This is a genomic window from Nocardioides gilvus (genome assembly GCF_003194605.1).
Classification (GTDB): domain Bacteria; phylum Actinomycetota; class Actinomycetes; order Propionibacteriales; family Nocardioidaceae; genus Nocardioides; species Nocardioides gilvus.
Genome location: NZ_QHKY01000002.1, coordinates 365,034 through 381,589, shown reverse-complemented (window position 1 = coordinate 381,589; position 16,556 = coordinate 365,034). Strand labels below are relative to the sequence as shown.

Sequence of the window (16,556 nt, the reverse complement as noted above, 5' to 3'; positions counted from 1 at the left end):
CGTCGGACTCGTCGACAGCGCGTCAGGTGCGTCGAGCGCGCCACGTGGCGATCGCCCGCCAGCCGAGCAGCGTGGCGAAGTTGAAGAGGGTCGCGACCACGACGAAGGCAACAGCCGTCCCGTCGCCGGTCAGCTGCCGCAGCACCATGCCGACCACCACGGTGCTGAGCCAGACGAGCAGCCCGGAGCGCAGCGTGAAGGGAGTCTGCAGGAGAGCGTGCGCCAGGCCGAGCCCCACCAGGAAGGGCCAGGCCACGTCGGCGACGTCCTCCACGCCCAGCGCGCCGTCGTGGTGCGTACGTGCTCCGAGGACAGCGAAGACCACCACGAGGACCGCGTCGAGCGCCAGGGCACCGAGCCGGAGGACGTAGGGAGAGGTGCTGGTGCTCATGGTGTGATCCTCTCATCGACCGCGCTCGTGACGTGATTGACTGCAGCCACTGTCAGGGCCGGCGGGGGGTCGGTCCGACACTTCCTGGAGGAAGCAATGATTCGTCCTGTACGCGCCCTGGGCGCCGTTCTTCTCGTCGCAGCCCTGGCCACCGGCTGCGGAGCCGAGGAGAAGGCCGCCGAGGAGGCCGCCGAGGCGATGCTCTCCAAGGAGGGCTCCAAGGTCGACATCGACGGCGAGAAGGTCACCGTCGAGGACGGCGAGGGCAACGTCATGAACTATGGCGAAGGCGTCGAGCTGCCCGATGACTTCCCCGAGGAGGTCCCGCTCCCGCAGGGTGACTACAAGGTCAACTCGGTCTACGAGGAGGGCGAGCGGACGACCATGATGCTCGCCTTCGAGGCCCCCGACATGGAGAGTCTCGAAGAGCACCTCAGGTCAGGGCTCACCGAGGCGGGTTACACCATCGAGGACGGCATGCGGATCGACCAGGAGTCGGGCAAGCAGGTCCACTTCACCGCCACGTCCGCCGTGCGCGAGCTCTCCATCGTGCTCATGGTCACTCCTGAGGAAGAGGCCACCGCCGTCTACACGTTGGCGAAGGCTGAGGGCTGATCACCGCCCTCGTCCCGCCCGCCACCACGTCCGCCGATCTGCCCGCCACCACGTCCGGCTCCGAGGAGGGACCATGACGCCGCACTCGAGGTTCGTACGCTCCGGCTCGCTGGCCCTGGTTGCGCTCACCGTGGTCGCGCTCGGCGCCGTCACCGGCTGCAGCGCGGAGGAGAAGGTGCGCGACAAGGCCGAGACCGCTGGTGAGGGCGCGCTGGAGAAGGCCATCGCCGACGGTGAGCACGGCGACGACGTCGAGGACGTGGACGTCGACGCCGAGACAGGCACGATCACGATCAAGGGCAAGGACGGCACCTTGTTGATCGGCGAGGACCTCGCGATGCCCGAGGAGTTCCCCTCCACCCTGCCGCTGCCCGAGGGTGGACACAGCGTCAACGCAGTGGCTGCTGAGCAGGGGGTCTTCGAGGTGACGATGCTCGTCACCGACACTGATCTCGCCGCCCACGAGGAGCGGATCCGGGCCGGTCTCGAGCGGGCCGACTACGAGATCGAGGCGACCGAGACGGCGACGGTCGACGGTGTCGCGCAACGCGTCGTCAACGGCATCGGTCACGGCTTCGAGGTCGCAGTGCGTTTCTCGGTCGCGTTGGGCAAGTCGGCGGTCCACTACTCTGTCAAGCCGCAGACCTGATCCCATCTCAGGGACAGGGACGCACTTTTCCCTTTCACTGACGGTTGATTGGCTGGTGTCGGCGGACAATCCGTCGTTCATCGGGAGGAATTCATTCATGCGCATCACCCATCGTCTCCACCGTCGCGTCGCAGGCGTGCTGGCAGTCTCGCTCACCTGTGCAGTGCTCGGGGCATGCGCCAATGACTCGGAGCAGAGCGAGTCGAGCGGGGACGCGGCCACGAACGCGGCTTCGGGGGAGAAGGTCCCGGTCCCGGTCGGGCTGGCCGAGGCGGCGTTGCCCGAAGACTTCCCGGACTGGATGCCCAGGCCGAAGCAACCTCACGTGCTGGTGGAACTCGAGGACACGGTCGACGACGAGACCGTGGAAGAGACCGAGGGTGAGTCCTGGTCGCTCCTCGCGGCGTACGCCGAGGACAGTGACCTCGAGGCGGAGTTCGACCACTTCCGGCAGAGCCTTGAGGAGAATGGGTTCAGCATCGAGGACGAGAAGACGCTCGGCGACGTGGAGAGCTCTCCCGGCATGCGGCAGGGCTCGCTCAGGGCCAGGAACGACACGGAGATGTTGTTCCTCGTGCTCACGGATGCAAAGGGCGATCAACCGCTCGTCACGGTGACCGCGATGACCGATCCGATGGCTGGTCTGGACGAGTAAGGCGCGCCGCAGCCGCGGAAGCGTACGACCGGCGAGAATGTCGCCATGACCTTCTTCCGTCCCGGCTGGGACTCGATCCCGACCAAGCTGTGGGACTTCTACGGCGAGTACCTCATCAACACCCTGACCACGTTGCGTCCGGACGGTCGCCCCCACGTCGTCCCGGTGGGTGTCACCCTCGACCCGGAGCAGGGCTGCGCCTGGATCATCACCAGGGCCGGTTCGCGCAAGGTGCGCAACATCGAGGCCGCGGTCGCCGCCGGAGAGCCCGGTGCCCTGGTCGCGGCGTGCCAGTTCGCCGGCCCGAAGTGGTCGACGATCGAGGGCCGGGCCAGGGTCCTCACCGACCAGCCCTCGGTGGAGCGCGCGATCGCTCTCTACACGGCGCGCTACCGGATGCCGGCGCAGAACGACCACACCCGCGTCGCGATCCGGATCGAGGTGGACCGGATCGTGCACGGGCCCGCCCTGGTCGAGACCCCGTCCGCCTAGGAGGCAGTCATGGCCGTCGTCGACAACGCTGTCTACGTCCAGGGGCACCGGCACGCCGAGCCGCCTTCGCTGGAGGTGACGTACGAGTTCCTCCGCGAGCAGCGCGGGCTGGGGTGGATCGGGCTCTACCGACCCGACCCCGAGGAGATCACCTCGGTGGCCGAGGAGTTCAAGATCCACGGCCTGGCCATCGAGGACACCATCTCCGCGCACCAGCGGCCCAAACTCGAACGCTACGGCGACGTGCTCTTCACGGTGCTGCGTCCGGCGCGCTACGTCGAGGAGGACGAGCGGGTCGAGTTCGGCGAGCTCCACGTCTTCACCGGCGAGGACTTCGTGGTGACCGTGCGGCATGCCGAGTCCCCGGACCTGGGCCGCGTACGACAGCGCCTGGAGTCCGCGCCGCACCTGCTGGCGCTGGGGCCAGAAGCCGTCCTGTACGCCATCCTCGACCAGGTCGTCGACGAGTACGCCCCCGTCGTGGAGGGCCTGCAGAACGACATCGACGAGATCGAGGACCAGGTCTTCGAGGGCGACCCGAAGGTGTCGCGACGCATCTACGAGCTGATCCGTGAGGTCATCGGTTTCCAGCGGGCGGCCGGACCCCTGCTGGACATGATCACCGCGCTGAGTGCGGGGTTCGAGAAGTACGAGGTCGACGAGGAGCTGCGGCGCAACCTGCGCGACGTGCAGGACCACACCATCCGGGTCGTAGAGCGCGTCGACGCCTTCCGCGTGCTGCTGCAGAACATCCTGACCGTCAATGCGACCCTGGTCGCCGAGCGGCAGAACGAGGAGACCCAGCGCCTCAGCGAGACCAGCGTCCAGCAGAACGAGGAGGTCAAGAAGATCTCGTCGTGGGCCGCCATCATCTTCGCCCCCTCGCTGGTGGGGAGCGTCTACGGGATGAACTTTGAGCGGATGCCCGAGCTGGGCTGGCGTTTCGGGTACTTGATGGCGATCGGGTTGATGCTCCTGATGGCGTTGTGCCTCTACACGGTCTTCAAGCGGCGCGGCTGGTTGTAGGTCGGCGGCGAGGTGCCGGCGTACGTCAGCGGTCCTCGCCCCAGTTGGCGATGACGACGGCGATGGGCGGGATGACCGCGGCCACGAAGGACATGACGACTGCCGTGGTCGTGGACCAGAAGCGGACCACGTTCCAGGCCAGCAGGATCAGGGTCAGGCAGATCCCCATCAGGGAGAAGTACCAGCGCTGACGCCGCCGCAGCCGGGCGCTCTGCGCCTCGCGTGCGTCGGTGACGGAGTGGCGTTCGTCGGGGTCCACAGGTCTCAGCCCTCAACAACTCAGTGGCGTACGCGGTGGCGCAGCTGCACGACGCCGGAGTCGAACGTCCGCGTCCCGACGAGCTCGAGTCCGACCTGGCGGCCAGCCTGGGCGAAGTACGGCCGGCCGCCGCCGACCAGGACGGGGTGGATCATCAACCGGTATTCGTCGATCAGGTCCAGTGCGGCGACCTGCGCGGCCAGGGTGGCGCCGCCGATCGCGATGTCACCATCGCCCGGCTCGCTGCGCAGCTGGGCGATCTCCTCGTCCAGCGTGCCGGAAGCCAACCGGGTGTTCTCGCCCCGGACCTCGCTCAGGGTGCGGGAAAAGACCACCTTGGGCAGCGCCATCCACAGTGTGCGCCACTCCCGCTCGGCCTCGCTGAGGTCGCGATCCTCGTCCGCGTCCTCCCAGTAGAGCATCGTCTCGTAGAGCGGCCGTCCGAGCAGGTGCACGCCGACGCCGCGGATCTCGGCGAGGTGGGTGGCGAACACCTCGTCGTCCGGCACCGACCAAGCGATACCGCCGTCGGGCCCCTCGATGTATCCGTCGAGTGAGGTGTTCATCGAGTAGGTGACCTGGCGCATCCGAGGTCCTTCCGACGTGACGGGGCGCTCTTCGTCTGCAGTCTTGGGCTCGCGCTGACTCCCGTCAAGGGCCGCTCAACCGAGGCTGAGGCCGTGCTCCTCAAGAGCGGTCTGCACTATGCCGAGCGCCCTCGGCCCCACGCCGTGCAGCGCAGCGAGCTCTTCGCGCGGTACGTCCGCCAGCTCCTGCAGGGACGTGTAGCCCGCGGCGGCCAGGCCACGGGTGGCGGGGGCGCCGATGGGCGGGAGCTCTGCGAGGGGGGTCATGGGACCACCCTAGGGCTGTCGCGTCCGCGTGGCGGAGCCTGGAAGTGGTGTGGGCGCAGACAACGGGCGCCGCGCGTCGGTACGCTCCGAAGATGCGCAAGCACGGGATCGAAGAGGCCAAGGAGCACGACGAGCCCGGGGCCAGCATGTTGACCGGCGTCACTGGTCAGGTCCTCAACATCGATGGCTGGTTCGCGAGCCACGCCGACACCGGCACACCGGGACCGCACGTACGGCTCTGGGCGCGGGGACGCCACGGCCCCGTGCTCAAGACCAGTCAGATCCCCGAACTCGTCGAGTGTCTCGAGCTCGTGGCGGAGCGGATCGACCGCGAGTGGGAGCGCAGTGGCGACGAATATCCCTTCGGTGACGAGCCGGACGACAACGACCCTGCCGTCATTCGGCAACGGGAGATCGCGCGGCTCTTCTTCCTGCAGAAGCTGCGTACGCACTTCGTGGAGGTGGCAGAGATTCTCCTGCGTTCCCAGGACCTGCTTGACGCCTCGGCCGCCATCGCGCCACTACTCGGCATCGACGAGGTCGAGGTAGCCGGTCGTCTCAACGGCATCAACCTCTTCGCGATGACCTCGTACACGAGCGAGGCGATCTCGCGCGACCTGGCCGCCCTGCGTGCCGAGGACTGACGCGAAGACTGAACCGGAGAGGACGAGCCGATGGCGTACGACGAAGAGTTGGCGGGGCGGATCCGCGACGCTGTCCAAACTGCCGCTGGCCCGGACGGCTACCGGGAGATCAAGATGTTCGGTGGGCTCTGCTGGACCGTCAACACCCACATGGCCGTCGGCACCGGCACGAAGGATCTGATGGTCCACGTCGGCAAGGACGGCGTCGATGAGGCTCTCGCCCAAGGGGCGCAACGAGCCACCATGGGGGAGCGGGCCATGGGCGGCGTGGTCCTGGTGGCAGCCGAGGACCTCCCGGACGCCGGCAGCCTCGACGCCTGGGTCCGCCCCGCGGTGGAGCGAGCCCAGGCGCGACAGCCGAAACCGCCGAAAGCCTAGGCCACGGCGGTCCCCTCCAGCTCGACCATCTGGCCAACGATCGCGAGGCGGGTGACGCCGAGCATTGTGGTTGTAGGGGCGACTCCTGCGACCCCAAGCCTGGCGGCGAGCACGCCGTAGTGGGGGAGCAGCCGGTCCACGTCAGTCGTGTAGACGTTGAGGCGGACCAGGTTCGTCAGCGACATCCCGGCCTCGCTGAGCACGGCTTCGAGGTTGTCCACGGCCAACGCGAGCTGCGCTGCGACGTCCCCGTCGTGTTCAGGTCGGCCGCTCCTGCTCATCGCCGTCTGCCCTGAGATGTACAGCGTCCGCGACTGCCCCGAGACGAGTTCGCCCTGGTTGAACCCCATCTCGTGCGACCACGTCACCGGGTTCACTGCTGTTCGTTCCATTGCTGCTCCGATCGCTGATGCGGTGCGCCCGGGGGCCGGTTGGCTCCCTCCTTGACGCTCGACCTCCACCCTCGCGAGCAATCACGACACCATGTGTCATGTTTTTTGGTAGGAATTGATTCGTGCGCGCTGATCGGTTGGTCTCGGTGGTCTTGCTGCTGCGTCAGCGGGGCCGGCTGACGGCGGACCAGCTGGCCCGCGAGTTGGAGGTGTCGACGCGGACCGTGCTGCGCGACATCGATGCGCTGTCGACGGCGGGCGTCCCGGTCTACGCTGACCGCGGTCGTCATGGCGGTTTCTCACTGCTGCCCGGGTTCCGCACGGAGTTGACGGGGTTGACCCACGACGAAGCCCTCGCTCTGCTCACTGCCGGATCGGGCCAGGGGGAGAAGGTGTTCGGGCTCAGCGCCCCGTTGGCCTCCGCGATGCGCAAGGTGGTCGACGCCTTGCCCGAGGGGCATCGAGCGAACCTGAACGACGCGGCCACACGGTTCCTGGTCGAGCCGGAGACTGACCTGCTGTCGCGACGGCCGACCGCCGAGGACCTGGCCCCCGGTGTGATGAGCGAGGTCCGCCGTTCCGTACTCACGGGGCGTCGACTCCGCTTCGACTACTCCGCCTCCGGGGAAACGCCGAGCACGCGCGTCGTCGACCCGATCGGCCTGGTCACCGTCCGCAGCCGCACCTACCTGCTGGCGACCAGGTCCGGCAAGGAGCGCACCTACCGGCTGTCCCGCATGCTCCGGGCCGAAGTGCTCCCACAATCGGCGCAACGTCCGGCGCAAGTCGACTTGGTCCGCACCTGGGCCGAGCGCAGCGCACAGTTCCTCTCCGAAGGCCACCTCCCCGTGAGTGTCATCGTGCGGCAGTCCCGCCGCGACGAACTGTTGAACAACGCACGCGCCGTTCGCGCCGAGGAATTGGCGGGTGACGGCGGCTGGGTCCGACTCGACATCACTTTCGAGGACCTGCGGCACGCGGTCTGGGCCGTGTGGCAACTGGGCGCCGATGCTGAGGTGCTCGAGCCTGCCAGCGTCCGCCGCGCTCTGTGCGAGCGCGCGAAGACGCTGGTCACTCGCTACCAACCGTGAGGGTCGGCATCCCTTCAGGCGGTGGTCTGCGGGCGACGGCGTACGGGGCGGCGGATGTTCGAGCCGGGCTTGGACGCGTGCAGCGGGTCCCAGTCCTCGGTGATCTCGGTCAGGTCGGCCTCGTTGACGAAGACCGCTCCGTCCTTGACCTCCTGCTCGAGGTCTCGGCCCAGGATCGTGCCCGCGGTCTTCATGCCGCCCCAGATCGTGGCGTTGATGCCGAACATGTGCTCGGTGCTCGCGCCACCCAGGAACAGGCCCGGGATGTGGGTGGTGACCTTGGGGCGGAACGGGCCGAGGTTCTTGATCAGCGGCGCGATGCCGTAGCAGGAGCCGTCGGAGGTCAGGGTGAAGCGTTCTTGGCTCATCGGCGTGGACGCCTCGCAGAAGACCATCCGCTCGCGCAGGTCGGGGATCATCAGCGAGGCCGTGTCGAGCACGCGCTCGGTCAACTCCGCCTTCAGTGCGCGGTACTTCTCGTCGCGCCCGTAGTCGGCCCCCTCCATCGGGTCGCCGTCGACGTTCCAGAACGCGTGCTCCTTCGGCGCCCAGCTCACGAGCTCGAGCGTCGAGTAGCCGGGAGGCGCCGAGTGCGTGCCCTCGGGGTCCTTCGCGGTAGGACAGCTGATGCCGACCGGCATCTGCTCGGGGCAGCGACCGGCCTCGACCTCGCGGTAGTACCCGTCGACGTCGTTGTTGGGCCACACCCAGGCCAGTGGAGGGGTGTCCCGCTCGCGCAGGTCGACGTCGAGCGCGACGTAGACGGCGAACATCGGCTGCGTCATCTCCAGGTCGGCGAGCCTGCGTCGCAGCTTGCGTGTCAGGTGCTCGTCGCCGACCAGTTCGGTCCACGTCTTCTTGTAGTCACCTGCGGCGACGACGACGTCAGAGCGGAACTCCTCGCCGCTGCGCAGCCGCACCCCGACGGCGCGGCCGTCCTCGATCAGGATGCGCTCGACGCGCGACTTGGTACGCACAGTCCCGCCGTGAGACTGGATCACGTCGGTCAGGTGGGCGCCGATGACCTGACCGCCGCCGCGCGGGTAGTAGGCGCCGGCCTGGAGGTAGTGGTGGAGCAGGCCACCGTGCATGACGGCGGGGGTGCGGTAGGGCGGCCACGTGTAGTCGCCGTTCTCGGCGAGGATGACTGCCTGCGCGTCGGCGCTGAGACCGCACGCGTCCATGAGCGTGGTGATGGGGCGCAGTCCCCAGCGCAGGAGCGTCCACAGCTTGCGACGCGGCTCCTCGCCGGCCGAGATGATCCGCAGGATGCGTACGCAGCGGCGCAGACCCGCTTCCTCCGCAGGGAAGGCCGCGATCAGTCGCTCGAGGTAGGTGTCCCAGCCCGTCGGCGTCTCGAGCGTCGTGCCGGGGATCATGATCCGGCAGTGGCCCTCGGGGCGCTGGCGCAGCCACTTGATCCGCTCGGTGAGCGCGAGGCCACTCAACGCGGTCTGCATGCGACCGCCGGGGCCGCACTCGCCGACGTAGTGGGTGCCGACGTCGAACTCGAACTTGTTGCCGGCGCGACGGAAGACCTGGGTGCTGCCACCGACGACCTGGTTGGCCTCGAGCACGAGCACCTTCTTGCCGTTGGCGGCGAGGTAGGCGCCGGTGGTGAGTCCGCCGGGACCGGCCCCGATGACGACGGCGTCCCAAGTGTCCGGGCTCGACTGGGGGTCGACCTCGGCCCCAGCGCTCAGGGTGGTGGGCTCGGCGGTCTGCGTCATGTCGATCCGTTCTGAGAAGTAATCTGGAGTCTGACTCCAGTTAACTCTGTCGAGGCCCTCGTGCCAAGCCCGCAGCCCTCAGGCGCTTGGAGAATTCACCATCAGGCCCTCAAGCAGGACCAGTCCGGACTCGATCACCGCGGCCTCGACCCGCTCCGGTGACATCACCAGGGCGTCGCGGCGCAGCGCCAGGGCGGCGACCCCGTTCCAGGCGCCGAAGAGGAAGTAGGACATGAGCTCCGGGTCGATCCTGCGGATCGCGCCCGACTCCACGGCGTCGCGGATGCTCTGCTCGAACTCACGCCGCAGCTCGCTGAACCTCTCGACGACCTCGGTCTCAACCGGCGTACGCGGGCCGCGCTCGCCGGTGACGCTCAGGTACTTCGTCACCGCCGGATGGTCGAGGAGCAGGCGCAGGTAGGCCGCGCCGACGCCGGCGAACCGTTCCAACGGCGAGACCTCGGCTGCGTACGCCGCCCGCAAGGCCTCGGTGGCAACGCCCAGGACGCGTTCGGTGACGGCCGCCAGGAGCCCGTCCTTGGTGCCGAAGTGCACGTAGACCGAGGCCGCCGAGACGCCAGCTGCGGAAGCGACGTCCTCGATCCGGATCTCCTCGGGCGCGTGCTGCGAGAGCAGGAGCTCGGCTGCGTCGAGGAGTTGGGCGCGCGTACGTTCGCGGCGACGGGAGCCGCGCGCTGCGGCGGCGTGGATCGGCGCGGGGGACTCGTTCACGGGGCCACCCTAGGGCTGGCAGCGCGAAGAGCCCCGCTGCTGCGCCCGCCACAGGGTGAGGTGGCCCTCCCGGTGGCGCTGCTGGCGGTCAGGAGCGGGGCTCGAAGGGCCCGAGCTTGATTGTGGTGAGCATGCCGATGTCGAGGGCGCTCTCCTCGTCGGGCACGTCGTTGAGGCGGGCGGCCACGCGCACGGGGACCTGTCCGGGCGCGAGTTGAACCACCAGCATCGAGGCCTTCTCCGCGTCGTGGCCGGCGAGCTCTCCGGTCCACTCCATCAGCGCCCCGGCCTCCCCGCCGGGTGCGAGGCGTACGGACGCGCCGGAGGCGCCGGAGATGGACGACCCTGGCTGGACGGTCAGAGTGAAGCGGTTGCCCCACTCGCCGCGGGCGCCGACGCCGGCCACTGCGTCGACGACGCAGGGCCGCGACGACGTGTTCTTCACGACCAGTGAGGTGTAGCGGTGGCCGAGTGCGACGTCTATCCCCGACAGTTGGGCGGTCACGTCGTCGGGGCCACAACTGTCTGCGCTGTTGCCTGCCGAGCTGCGCGTACGCAGCAACTTCTTCAGCGCGGCGTCGGACAGGTCGGCGTCCGCGGTCGGTGCAGGGCCGTCAGGTGCTTCGTCCCAACCGGGCGCGAGTTCCGATTCGTCCGGCGCACCGGCGGTCGTAGGGGGTTCAGAAACCGTGGGGGTGCTTTCGGCTGCGGGGGACTCGTCAGCGCCGCAAGCGCTCAGGGCGAGCACTGCGCCCGTGAGCGCAGCGGTCAGGGCGTGGAACGGGAGCAGGCGCATGGCGCACACCTTTGCATGACGCAGCCAGCCGTGATGAGGCACTCCGACGGACACATGGTTGCGGCGTCGGCCCCCGGGGCACAGGGACCTGCACACTGCCCGCGAAACACCGGAGGACTTCCGTGACCACCAGCCCCGATGACCCGCCGCTGTGGCGCAGGCTGGAGGTCGGGCGCCTGGTGCTGGGCTCGTTCCTGGAGATGGGGATCAAGGCCTACGGTGCGGGTGCGGCCGTCAGCGTTGCCATCAGTGATGCGGAGACGGTGGGCGCCAAGAGCTACGACGCCCTCGCCGCGGTGCCCACCCTGGTCGACGAGTACCGCGACGCGAAGTACGTCGTCGAGCACCGCGAGGAGATCCAGGGCGCCATCGACTACCTGGACCAGCACGCACCGGCCCAACAGGAGCTCCAGGAGTCGGCCGAGCGAGGGACGGAGACCCTGCGTGGCATCGAGACCACATACAGCGAGGTTGGCCAGGCGCGGGACGCCGCTTCCGACGGGAGTTTCCTGGATGCCTTCGGCCACGTGCGTGAGGCGTGGGGGGCGAAGCCGGACCTCGACTCGATCCGGGAGCTGGTCGGCATCGCCGAACAGGTCAGCCCGTTGGTGGACCAGGTCGAGGTGTTGATCCCGGTCTACTACGGAGTCCTGTCCTCGACGATGGACAACTTCGCGAGCGACGAGATCGTGTCGACGGTGAGCATCATGGCCATGGCGTTCGGACTCGCCCTCGTCCTCGGGCGGGCGGTCGGGTTCTGGGTCCGGCGAGGCCAACCCGGCCTGATCTCGCTGGTGCTGCAGCGGTTGGGGGCGCGGCTCTTCCGACCTTGGTACGTCAACAACCTTCCGTACGCTCTGGGCGCCTCGCTCCACGGAGCGGCCCGCGAGCGGATCGAGCGCGACATCGTGGCGGATCCTGAGGGTGCGCTGGATCCCGAGACGTTCCGAGAGCTGGAGCTCTACTTCGCTGCCAGACGCGAGGCGGAGTCCGCTCCGTGATCGCTGCGGCGGCTCGCGAGCGGTCGTCGTGGAGTAGGTTCACCCGTGGCAACAACCTGCGAGGTGCCCCGCAAGGGGAGAATCGGGAAGCCGGTGAGATTCCGGCACAGGGCCCGCTGCGGTGACCTTGAGTTGCCGGTCACGCGCTGACGCGCAGCCACTGGGATCGAAGATCCTGGGAAGGCGACCGGTGACGTCGACGGGAAGTCCGAAGACCGGCCTCGCTTGACCAGCCGTCTGTCCTGCCCGCGAGGGCGTCAGGCGGCGCGAACTGCGGGAGCCCCAAATGTCATCTGACCTGTACGAAGCCATCTTTCGCCGCCGTGACGTGCGCGCCGAGTTCACCGGCGACCCCATCGGGGACGAGACGCTGGAGCGGATTCTGATCGCGGCGCACGCCGCACCGAGTGTGGGCAACAGCCAGCCCTGGGACTTCGTCCTCGTCCGGGACGAGGGGACCCGTGGCCAGTTCCAGGAGCACGTACGCAGTGAGCGCGAGACGTTCGCCGCGAGCCTGGAGGGTGAGCGCGCCGAGACGTTTTCCCGGATCAAGGTCGAGGGGATCATGGAGTCCACGCTCGGCATCGTGGTCACCTACGACAGCGAGCGCGGTGGTCCGGCGGTCCTCGGTCGCCACGCGATCGCTGACGCCGGGCTCTATTCGAGCTGCCTGGCCATCCAGAACCTGTGGCTGGCAGCGACGGCCGAGGGCCTCGGCCTGGGGTGGGTCTCCTTCTATCGGGAGGAGTACCTCCAGGAGCTGTTGGGTATCCCGAGCCGCATTCGGCCCGTGGCGTGGCTCTGCCTCGGACCTGTCACCCAACTCCAGGAGGTGCCCGACCTGGAGCGCCACGGCTGGCGATCGAAGCGGCCATTGGTCGACGCGATTCACCTGGACCGCTACCGAGAGGTCTCGCGCGAGGCGTGAGTTCGCGTACGACCCCTTGCTCGCCGTGACCTGGCGCGGTCAGTGGGCGGCGACCACCGCGTCCGCGTCGGCGGGCGGCATGACCGACGCGCGCGGTCCGCGGAAGAGGACGAAGGACGTGAGAGCGCCGAGCACCATGACGCAGGCCGCGACGATGAAGACGTCGCCGTACGACTCGGCCATGGCGGGGAGCTGGCCCTGGCCCCGGGCGAGCGAGTCGGCCAGGGAAGAGGTGTAGAGGGCGGTGAAGACGGCCACCGCGACCGACCCGCCCACGTGCATGGAGGCGTTGGCGAAGGCGGAGGCGACGCCCGCGTCGTGCGGGTCGACACCCGAGAGGGCGAGGTTCTGCAGCGGCACGAAGATCAGCGAGAAGCCGAGGCCCATCACGACGAGGCCGGGCAGGACCTCCGACCAGTAGCTGCCCTGGGCGGTGATGCCGCTGAGGAAGAAGAGGCCGGCGGCGACGAGCAGCGGACCGGTCGTGAGCACGGCGCGAGGGCCGAAGGAGGTGAAGAGCTTGGTGGAGACCGGTGCGGTGGCCATGATCACGGCGGTCATCGCGACGTTGCCGAAGCCGGCGGCGAGGGGGCTCATGCCGAGCACGATCTGGAAGTGGAAGGTCAGGTAGAGCATCGCGCCGACCATGACCACGCCCACGAACGCCTGCAGCAGGAAGGCTCCGCCGCGTACGCGGTCGCGAACGACGCGCAGGGGCAGCAGCGGGTGGGAGGTGCGGGTCTGCCACCAAACGAAGACGCCCATCAGGATGACGCCGGCCGCGAGGAAGCCGAGGGTGTCGACCTCACCCCAGCCGTGCTCGGCCCGCGCGAAGCCGTAGATCAGGGAGCCGAGTGACAGGGCCACCGCGACGGTGCCGATGAGGTCGTAGCGGGTGTCGCCCTCGGCCTTGCTCTCGACGAGCAGGACCTTGCCGCCGATCAGGCCGGCGACCACGAAGAAGACGTTGACCAGCAGGCACCAGCGCCAGTCGGCGTACTGGGTGAGCGCGCCGCCGAGCAGGAAGCCGAAGGCGGCGCCGGTGCCCGCGACGATGCCGAAGACGGCGAAGGCCACGTTGCGGTCACGTCCCGTGGGGAAGAGCACGGAGACCATGGCCAGGGCGGCGGGGGCCAGGAGAGCAGCGAAGACGCCTTGGAGTCCGCGTGCCGCGATGAGCTCGCCGCCCGACTGGGCCAGCCCGCCCCACACGGAGGCGGCGCCGAAACCGGCCATGCCGACCATGAAGGTGCGTTTGCGGCCCCAGTAGTCGGCGATGCGTCCGCCGAGCAGGAGCAGGGCGGAGAAGGTGACGGCGTAGGCGGTGACGACCCACTGACGCTGGCTGTCGTCGATGCCGAGCTCGGCCTGGGCGGCCGGCAGGGCGATGGCGACGATGGTGCCGTCGAGGACGACCATCAGCTGGGTGAGGCCGAGGACGACGAGCGCCCACCAGCGGGTCGACGAGGCGGGCAGAGTCGATGACATGCGGAGAGCTCCAGAGGTTTTTCGTGACTGTCTCTGGAGGTTTCCAGCCTCGGACCCACGTCGCTGTCGGCGCGTGTGCCTTCACCCGGTCCGTGCCGGGTCAGGGGAGAAAAACTACCCCAGCAACGGGTCAGGAGCCGCCGTGGTGGGGGCGTGAGGTGCGCGACAGTGGCACGGTGCGATCCTCGGCGCGCAGTTGCGTCCATGCGAAGCCGGCCAGCCCGATGAACACCGGCCACAGGGCAAGACGTTCGAGGGCACCCGATGCGGAGCCGTCGCCGGAGAGCACGAATGACACGGCCGCCGCGCCGGTCACGACCCCCGCAGCCATGAGTGCCTGGGCCAGCCGCGGCCGCTCCTTGCGCAACCGAACGCCGAGAACGATCAACGCGATCGGTTGTGCCACGAACAAGGGTGCCGCGGCGACTGCATGCAGGGTGGCGTCCTGGTCGAGGGGAGCGAGCCCGGTGGCGACCGAGCTCAGCCCGGAGACCACCAACAATCCTGTGACCCAAGGCCCCAGAGGCCTCGAGAGCAGCACCGCACCGCCGACCAGCAAGGCACCGAAGCCGATGAATGAGCCGTTCATCAATTCGTGCCACGGCGAGCAGTACGCCGCCGAGCAACCAATCTCGCCGAGTCGGCTGACCGAATCGGAGAGGAAGTTGTAGCCGCCCGTCGTTGCCGCGGCCACGACGAACTCGGTCGCGATGTAGAGCGGTCGTACGAGCAGTGCCAGCGCTCCCCAGCGCGCGGCCTGGCGTGCGGAGCCCGATGACGTCAACCTGACACCTATCCGTGCAGCAGTCGCAGTAGCAATGCCCACCTCACACAACCTTCGGGGCCTGTCAGGGGGTGGAGACCATCCACGTCGTACTGAGGTCGCCGACCCGGAAGGTCAGCGCGAAGGTGCCCCGCTGGGACACGTCGTCGGTGCCGAAGTAGATACCGTCCTCGATCGGCACGAGCGCACCGGACGTCGGGATTGTCGGACGAGCGAAGACCAGGAGGTTGCGAACGGTTGCGCTGCGAGGCTGGTGGATCCAACCGGCGGGAGCCGTGAGGTCGGAGAAGAGTTCGTCGTCACCGCTGGTGGGCACGAACACCACCGTGAGGGTCAGTTCGGCCGCAAGGCCGAGTACATCCGGAGCCACCGTCAGGAACGCGTCCTCGAACTGCACACCGAAGAAGTCACCGTCGGTGACGAGCTTGGTTGCCCCTGAGGTGAAGGCGATGTCAGGCACGACTGAGTCGGCGAACGCGGGGGCAGCGCTCGCAAGCGTCACCGCGGGTACCGTCCAGGCGGCGCCGCTCAGCACGGTCCGGCGAGTGGTGTGGAGCATCTGGATCTCCTGTGTTGATTCGGAGGACTGAAGCAGGAGTTGGTCAGGACCGGTTCGGGTAGATGCCGTTGAGGCAGATGATCGCGTTGAGGGTGAGGAACGGCTGCATGTTGTCGTGAGGTTGCGTACCACCCACCACAGAGACTGCCCCAGCAGACATCGTTGGGGCCGTCTCGGCTGCCCCGTCTCCCACGGCTCGATCAACGAAGGCTCGATTTCCACCGGCCAACACGGCGCTCGCTGGCCCAGGAACGACACTCGTCGCCCGAGCATCCGAGACGCCGATCGTGTGAGCGTGCTGCGGGAGTTGGCTGCCCAACAACGTGTGGGAACTCTCGCCCAGCGACTCGCCGGCCGCTGCGCCGCCGGGGACGCCAATGGGCGTTCGACCCTGCAGATCCGGAAGCGCGAAGGTTGTCACGCCATTGCCCCCGTACGTGGTGCCGAGGAGTGCGAACAAGACCTGGTACTGGTTGATCGACAGTAGTTGGCCGTTGCACAGCGCCCAGTGCCGCGGCGCAAAATTGAACGAGACCCACTGGATCGCGCCCACGTAGGGTTCGGTGCTCATGCTGTTCCTCAGGATCGTTGGGGAAAGATACCCGTCAGGGCAATGCAGTAACGCAGCCGCAGAGAGGGCTGCATGTTGTTGTGGGGCTGGTTGCCACCGCTGGTGCCCAGGGGTTCATCAACTGTGGCGGCAGCAGTGTGCAGCGCGACGGTTCCGGCAGCCGGCACAGAGCCGACGGGGTCTCGGCTGGTCGCCGCGCCAGGGTCCGCGAGCGTGGCGTGAGCGTGGAGCGGCATCTGGGACGCCAGCAGGGTCACCGTCTCCTCGCCACCCTGCTCACCCAGGTCATAGTGCGACAACCCGTTTCCCTGTCCCGTGGCCAGCGCCGCGCGACCGTTCAGGTTGGGGAGGGCGAAGGTGGTTACTCCGTTCCCCCCATAGGTCGTCCCGAGGATGCTGAAGAGTGCTGTATTGGATCTGATCGCCAAGAGCTGACCGTCGCACGACGCCCAGCCCGCGGGCACGAAGCTGTAGGGGTAGAGCGCGACTTCTCCGATGAAGGGATCTGCTCCTGACATGGC

23 protein-coding genes and 1 riboswitch are annotated in these 16,556 nt (G+C 68.4%); of the genes, 10 read left to right on the top strand and 13 right to left on the bottom strand.

Annotation, left to right across the window (positions count from 1 at the left end; genetic code table 11):
• Positions 1 to 22 precede the first annotated feature (22 nt).
• A complete protein-coding gene (locus DNK52_RS07160) occupies positions 23 to 391 on the bottom strand; it encodes a DUF3054 domain-containing protein (RefSeq protein ID WP_110240298.1) in 369 nt (122 codons plus the stop codon).
• Positions 392 to 487: 96 nt separating this feature from the next.
• Here DNK52_RS07160 and DNK52_RS07155 point away from each other — a divergent pair, with 96 nt between their 5' ends.
• The 5 genes from DNK52_RS07155 (at position 488) to DNK52_RS07135 (ending at position 3,828) form a co-directional block, all read left to right on the top strand.
• Positions 488 to 1,006, top strand: a complete 519-nt coding sequence (locus DNK52_RS07155) for a hypothetical protein (RefSeq protein ID WP_110240297.1) — start codon at positions 488 to 490, stop codon at positions 1,004 to 1,006.
• A gap of 73 nt (positions 1,007 to 1,079) precedes the next feature.
• Positions 1,080 to 1,655 carry a hypothetical protein gene (locus tag DNK52_RS07150; protein ID WP_110240296.1) on the top strand — a complete coding sequence of 192 codons (576 nt, stop codon included), beginning with the start codon at positions 1,080 to 1,082 and terminating at the stop codon, positions 1,653 to 1,655.
• A gap of 97 nt (positions 1,656 to 1,752) precedes the next feature.
• Positions 1,753 to 2,310, top strand: a complete 558-nt coding sequence (locus tag DNK52_RS07145; RefSeq protein ID WP_110240295.1) for a hypothetical protein — start codon at positions 1,753 to 1,755, stop codon at positions 2,308 to 2,310.
• A 45-nt stretch (positions 2,311 to 2,355) separates the two neighbouring features.
• Complete coding sequence (locus DNK52_RS07140; RefSeq protein ID WP_110240294.1) at positions 2,356 to 2,802, top strand: pyridoxamine 5'-phosphate oxidase family protein; 447 nt, start codon at positions 2,356 to 2,358, stop codon at positions 2,800 to 2,802.
• 9 nt (positions 2,803 to 2,811) lie between these two features.
• A complete protein-coding gene (locus DNK52_RS07135; protein ID WP_110240293.1) occupies positions 2,812 to 3,828 on the top strand; it encodes a magnesium and cobalt transport protein CorA in 1,017 nt (338 codons plus the stop codon).
• A gap of 25 nt (positions 3,829 to 3,853) precedes the next feature.
• Here the strand turns inward: DNK52_RS07135 and DNK52_RS07130 are convergent, their stop codons facing one another.
• From DNK52_RS07130 to DNK52_RS07120, 3 genes are all read right to left on the bottom strand, one after another.
• On the bottom strand, positions 3,854 to 4,087 hold the full coding sequence (locus tag DNK52_RS07130; RefSeq protein WP_110240292.1) for a DUF3099 domain-containing protein: 234 nt from the start codon (positions 4,085 to 4,087) through the stop codon (positions 3,854 to 3,856).
• 20 nt (positions 4,088 to 4,107) lie between these two features.
• The gene (locus DNK52_RS07125; protein WP_110240291.1) at positions 4,108 to 4,674 is read right to left on the bottom strand and encodes a dihydrofolate reductase family protein; all 567 of its coding nucleotides are present in this window, start codon (positions 4,672 to 4,674) and stop codon (positions 4,108 to 4,110) included.
• A gap of 75 nt (positions 4,675 to 4,749) precedes the next feature.
• Positions 4,750 to 4,941 carry a helix-hairpin-helix domain-containing protein gene (locus DNK52_RS07120; RefSeq protein ID WP_110240290.1) on the bottom strand — a complete coding sequence of 64 codons (192 nt, stop codon included), beginning with the start codon at positions 4,939 to 4,941 and terminating at the stop codon, positions 4,750 to 4,752.
• 92 nt (positions 4,942 to 5,033) lie between these two features.
• Here DNK52_RS07120 and DNK52_RS07115 point away from each other — a divergent pair, with 92 nt between their 5' ends.
• Together DNK52_RS07115 and DNK52_RS07110 are read left to right on the top strand one after the other, a co-directional pair.
• A complete protein-coding gene (locus tag DNK52_RS07115; RefSeq protein ID WP_162598663.1) occupies positions 5,034 to 5,585 on the top strand; it encodes a hypothetical protein in 552 nt (183 codons plus the stop codon).
• 30 nt (positions 5,586 to 5,615) lie between these two features.
• Entirely contained in the window at positions 5,616 to 5,963 is a 348-nt protein-coding gene (locus tag DNK52_RS07110; protein WP_110240288.1) for a TfoX/Sxy family protein, read from the top strand.
• On the opposite strand, the gene DNK52_RS07105 is transcribed toward DNK52_RS07110, so the two are convergent.
• Positions 5,960 to 6,355: a RidA family protein gene (locus DNK52_RS07105; RefSeq protein ID WP_110240287.1), complete on the bottom strand. Its 396-nt coding sequence runs from the start codon at positions 6,353 to 6,355 to the stop codon at positions 5,960 to 5,962. The genes DNK52_RS07110 and DNK52_RS07105 overlap by 4 nt on opposite strands.
• A 122-nt stretch (positions 6,356 to 6,477) precedes the next feature.
• Here DNK52_RS07105 and DNK52_RS07100 point away from each other — a divergent pair, with 122 nt between their 5' ends.
• A complete protein-coding gene (locus tag DNK52_RS07100) occupies positions 6,478 to 7,446 on the top strand; it encodes a helix-turn-helix transcriptional regulator (protein ID WP_110240286.1) in 969 nt (322 codons plus the stop codon).
• A gap of 14 nt (positions 7,447 to 7,460) precedes the next feature.
• On the opposite strand, the gene DNK52_RS07095 is transcribed toward DNK52_RS07100, so the two are convergent.
• From DNK52_RS07095 to DNK52_RS07085, 3 genes are all read right to left on the bottom strand, one after another.
• Entirely contained in the window at positions 7,461 to 9,176 is a 1,716-nt protein-coding gene (locus DNK52_RS07095; protein ID WP_110240285.1) for a phytoene desaturase family protein, read from the bottom strand.
• 78 nt (positions 9,177 to 9,254) lie between these two features.
• Positions 9,255 to 9,908 (bottom strand): TetR/AcrR family transcriptional regulator, encoded by a 654-nt coding sequence (locus DNK52_RS07090; protein WP_110240284.1) that lies wholly within the window; start codon positions 9,906 to 9,908, stop codon positions 9,255 to 9,257.
• Positions 9,909 to 9,996: 88 nt separating this feature from the next.
• Positions 9,997 to 10,704, bottom strand: a complete 708-nt coding sequence (locus tag DNK52_RS07085; RefSeq protein ID WP_110240283.1) for a DUF4232 domain-containing protein — start codon at positions 10,702 to 10,704, stop codon at positions 9,997 to 9,999.
• Between the two features lie 122 nt (positions 10,705 to 10,826).
• Here DNK52_RS07085 and DNK52_RS07080 point away from each other — a divergent pair, with 122 nt between their 5' ends.
• Both DNK52_RS07080 and bluB read left to right on the top strand, forming a co-directional pair.
• The gene (locus DNK52_RS07080; RefSeq protein WP_110240282.1) at positions 10,827 to 11,705 is read left to right on the top strand and encodes a hypothetical protein; all 879 of its coding nucleotides are present in this window, start codon (positions 10,827 to 10,829) and stop codon (positions 11,703 to 11,705) included.
• 44 nt (positions 11,706 to 11,749) lie between these two features.
• Positions 11,750 to 11,943: riboswitch (cobalamin riboswitch) on the top strand.
• A gap of 48 nt (positions 11,944 to 11,991) precedes the next feature.
• Complete coding sequence (gene bluB, locus DNK52_RS07075; RefSeq protein ID WP_110240281.1) at positions 11,992 to 12,633, top strand: 5,6-dimethylbenzimidazole synthase; 642 nt, start codon at positions 11,992 to 11,994, stop codon at positions 12,631 to 12,633.
• A gap of 39 nt (positions 12,634 to 12,672) precedes the next feature.
• Here the strand turns inward: bluB and DNK52_RS07070 are convergent, their stop codons facing one another.
• The 5 genes from DNK52_RS07070 to DNK52_RS07050 all read right to left on the bottom strand — a co-directional run bounded on the left by DNK52_RS07070 (position 12,673) and on the right by DNK52_RS07050 (position 16,553).
• Positions 12,673 to 14,121 (bottom strand): MFS transporter, encoded by a 1,449-nt coding sequence (locus DNK52_RS07070; RefSeq protein ID WP_110240280.1) that lies wholly within the window; start codon positions 14,119 to 14,121, stop codon positions 12,673 to 12,675.
• A 130-nt stretch (positions 14,122 to 14,251) separates the two neighbouring features.
• A complete protein-coding gene (locus DNK52_RS07065; RefSeq protein WP_162598662.1) occupies positions 14,252 to 14,905 on the bottom strand; it encodes a DUF998 domain-containing protein in 654 nt (217 codons plus the stop codon).
• A 64-nt stretch (positions 14,906 to 14,969) separates the two neighbouring features.
• Positions 14,970 to 15,464 carry a hypothetical protein gene (locus DNK52_RS07060; RefSeq protein WP_110240278.1) on the bottom strand — a complete coding sequence of 165 codons (495 nt, stop codon included), beginning with the start codon at positions 15,462 to 15,464 and terminating at the stop codon, positions 14,970 to 14,972.
• Positions 15,465 to 15,507: 43 nt separating this feature from the next.
• Positions 15,508 to 16,035: a phage tail protein gene (locus tag DNK52_RS07055; RefSeq protein WP_110240277.1), complete on the bottom strand. Its 528-nt coding sequence runs from the start codon at positions 16,033 to 16,035 to the stop codon at positions 15,508 to 15,510.
• An 8-nt stretch (positions 16,036 to 16,043) separates the two neighbouring features.
• Complete coding sequence (locus tag DNK52_RS07050; RefSeq protein ID WP_110240276.1) at positions 16,044 to 16,553, bottom strand: phage tail protein; 510 nt, start codon at positions 16,551 to 16,553, stop codon at positions 16,044 to 16,046.
• Between the last annotated feature and the right edge of the window lie 3 nt (positions 16,554 to 16,556).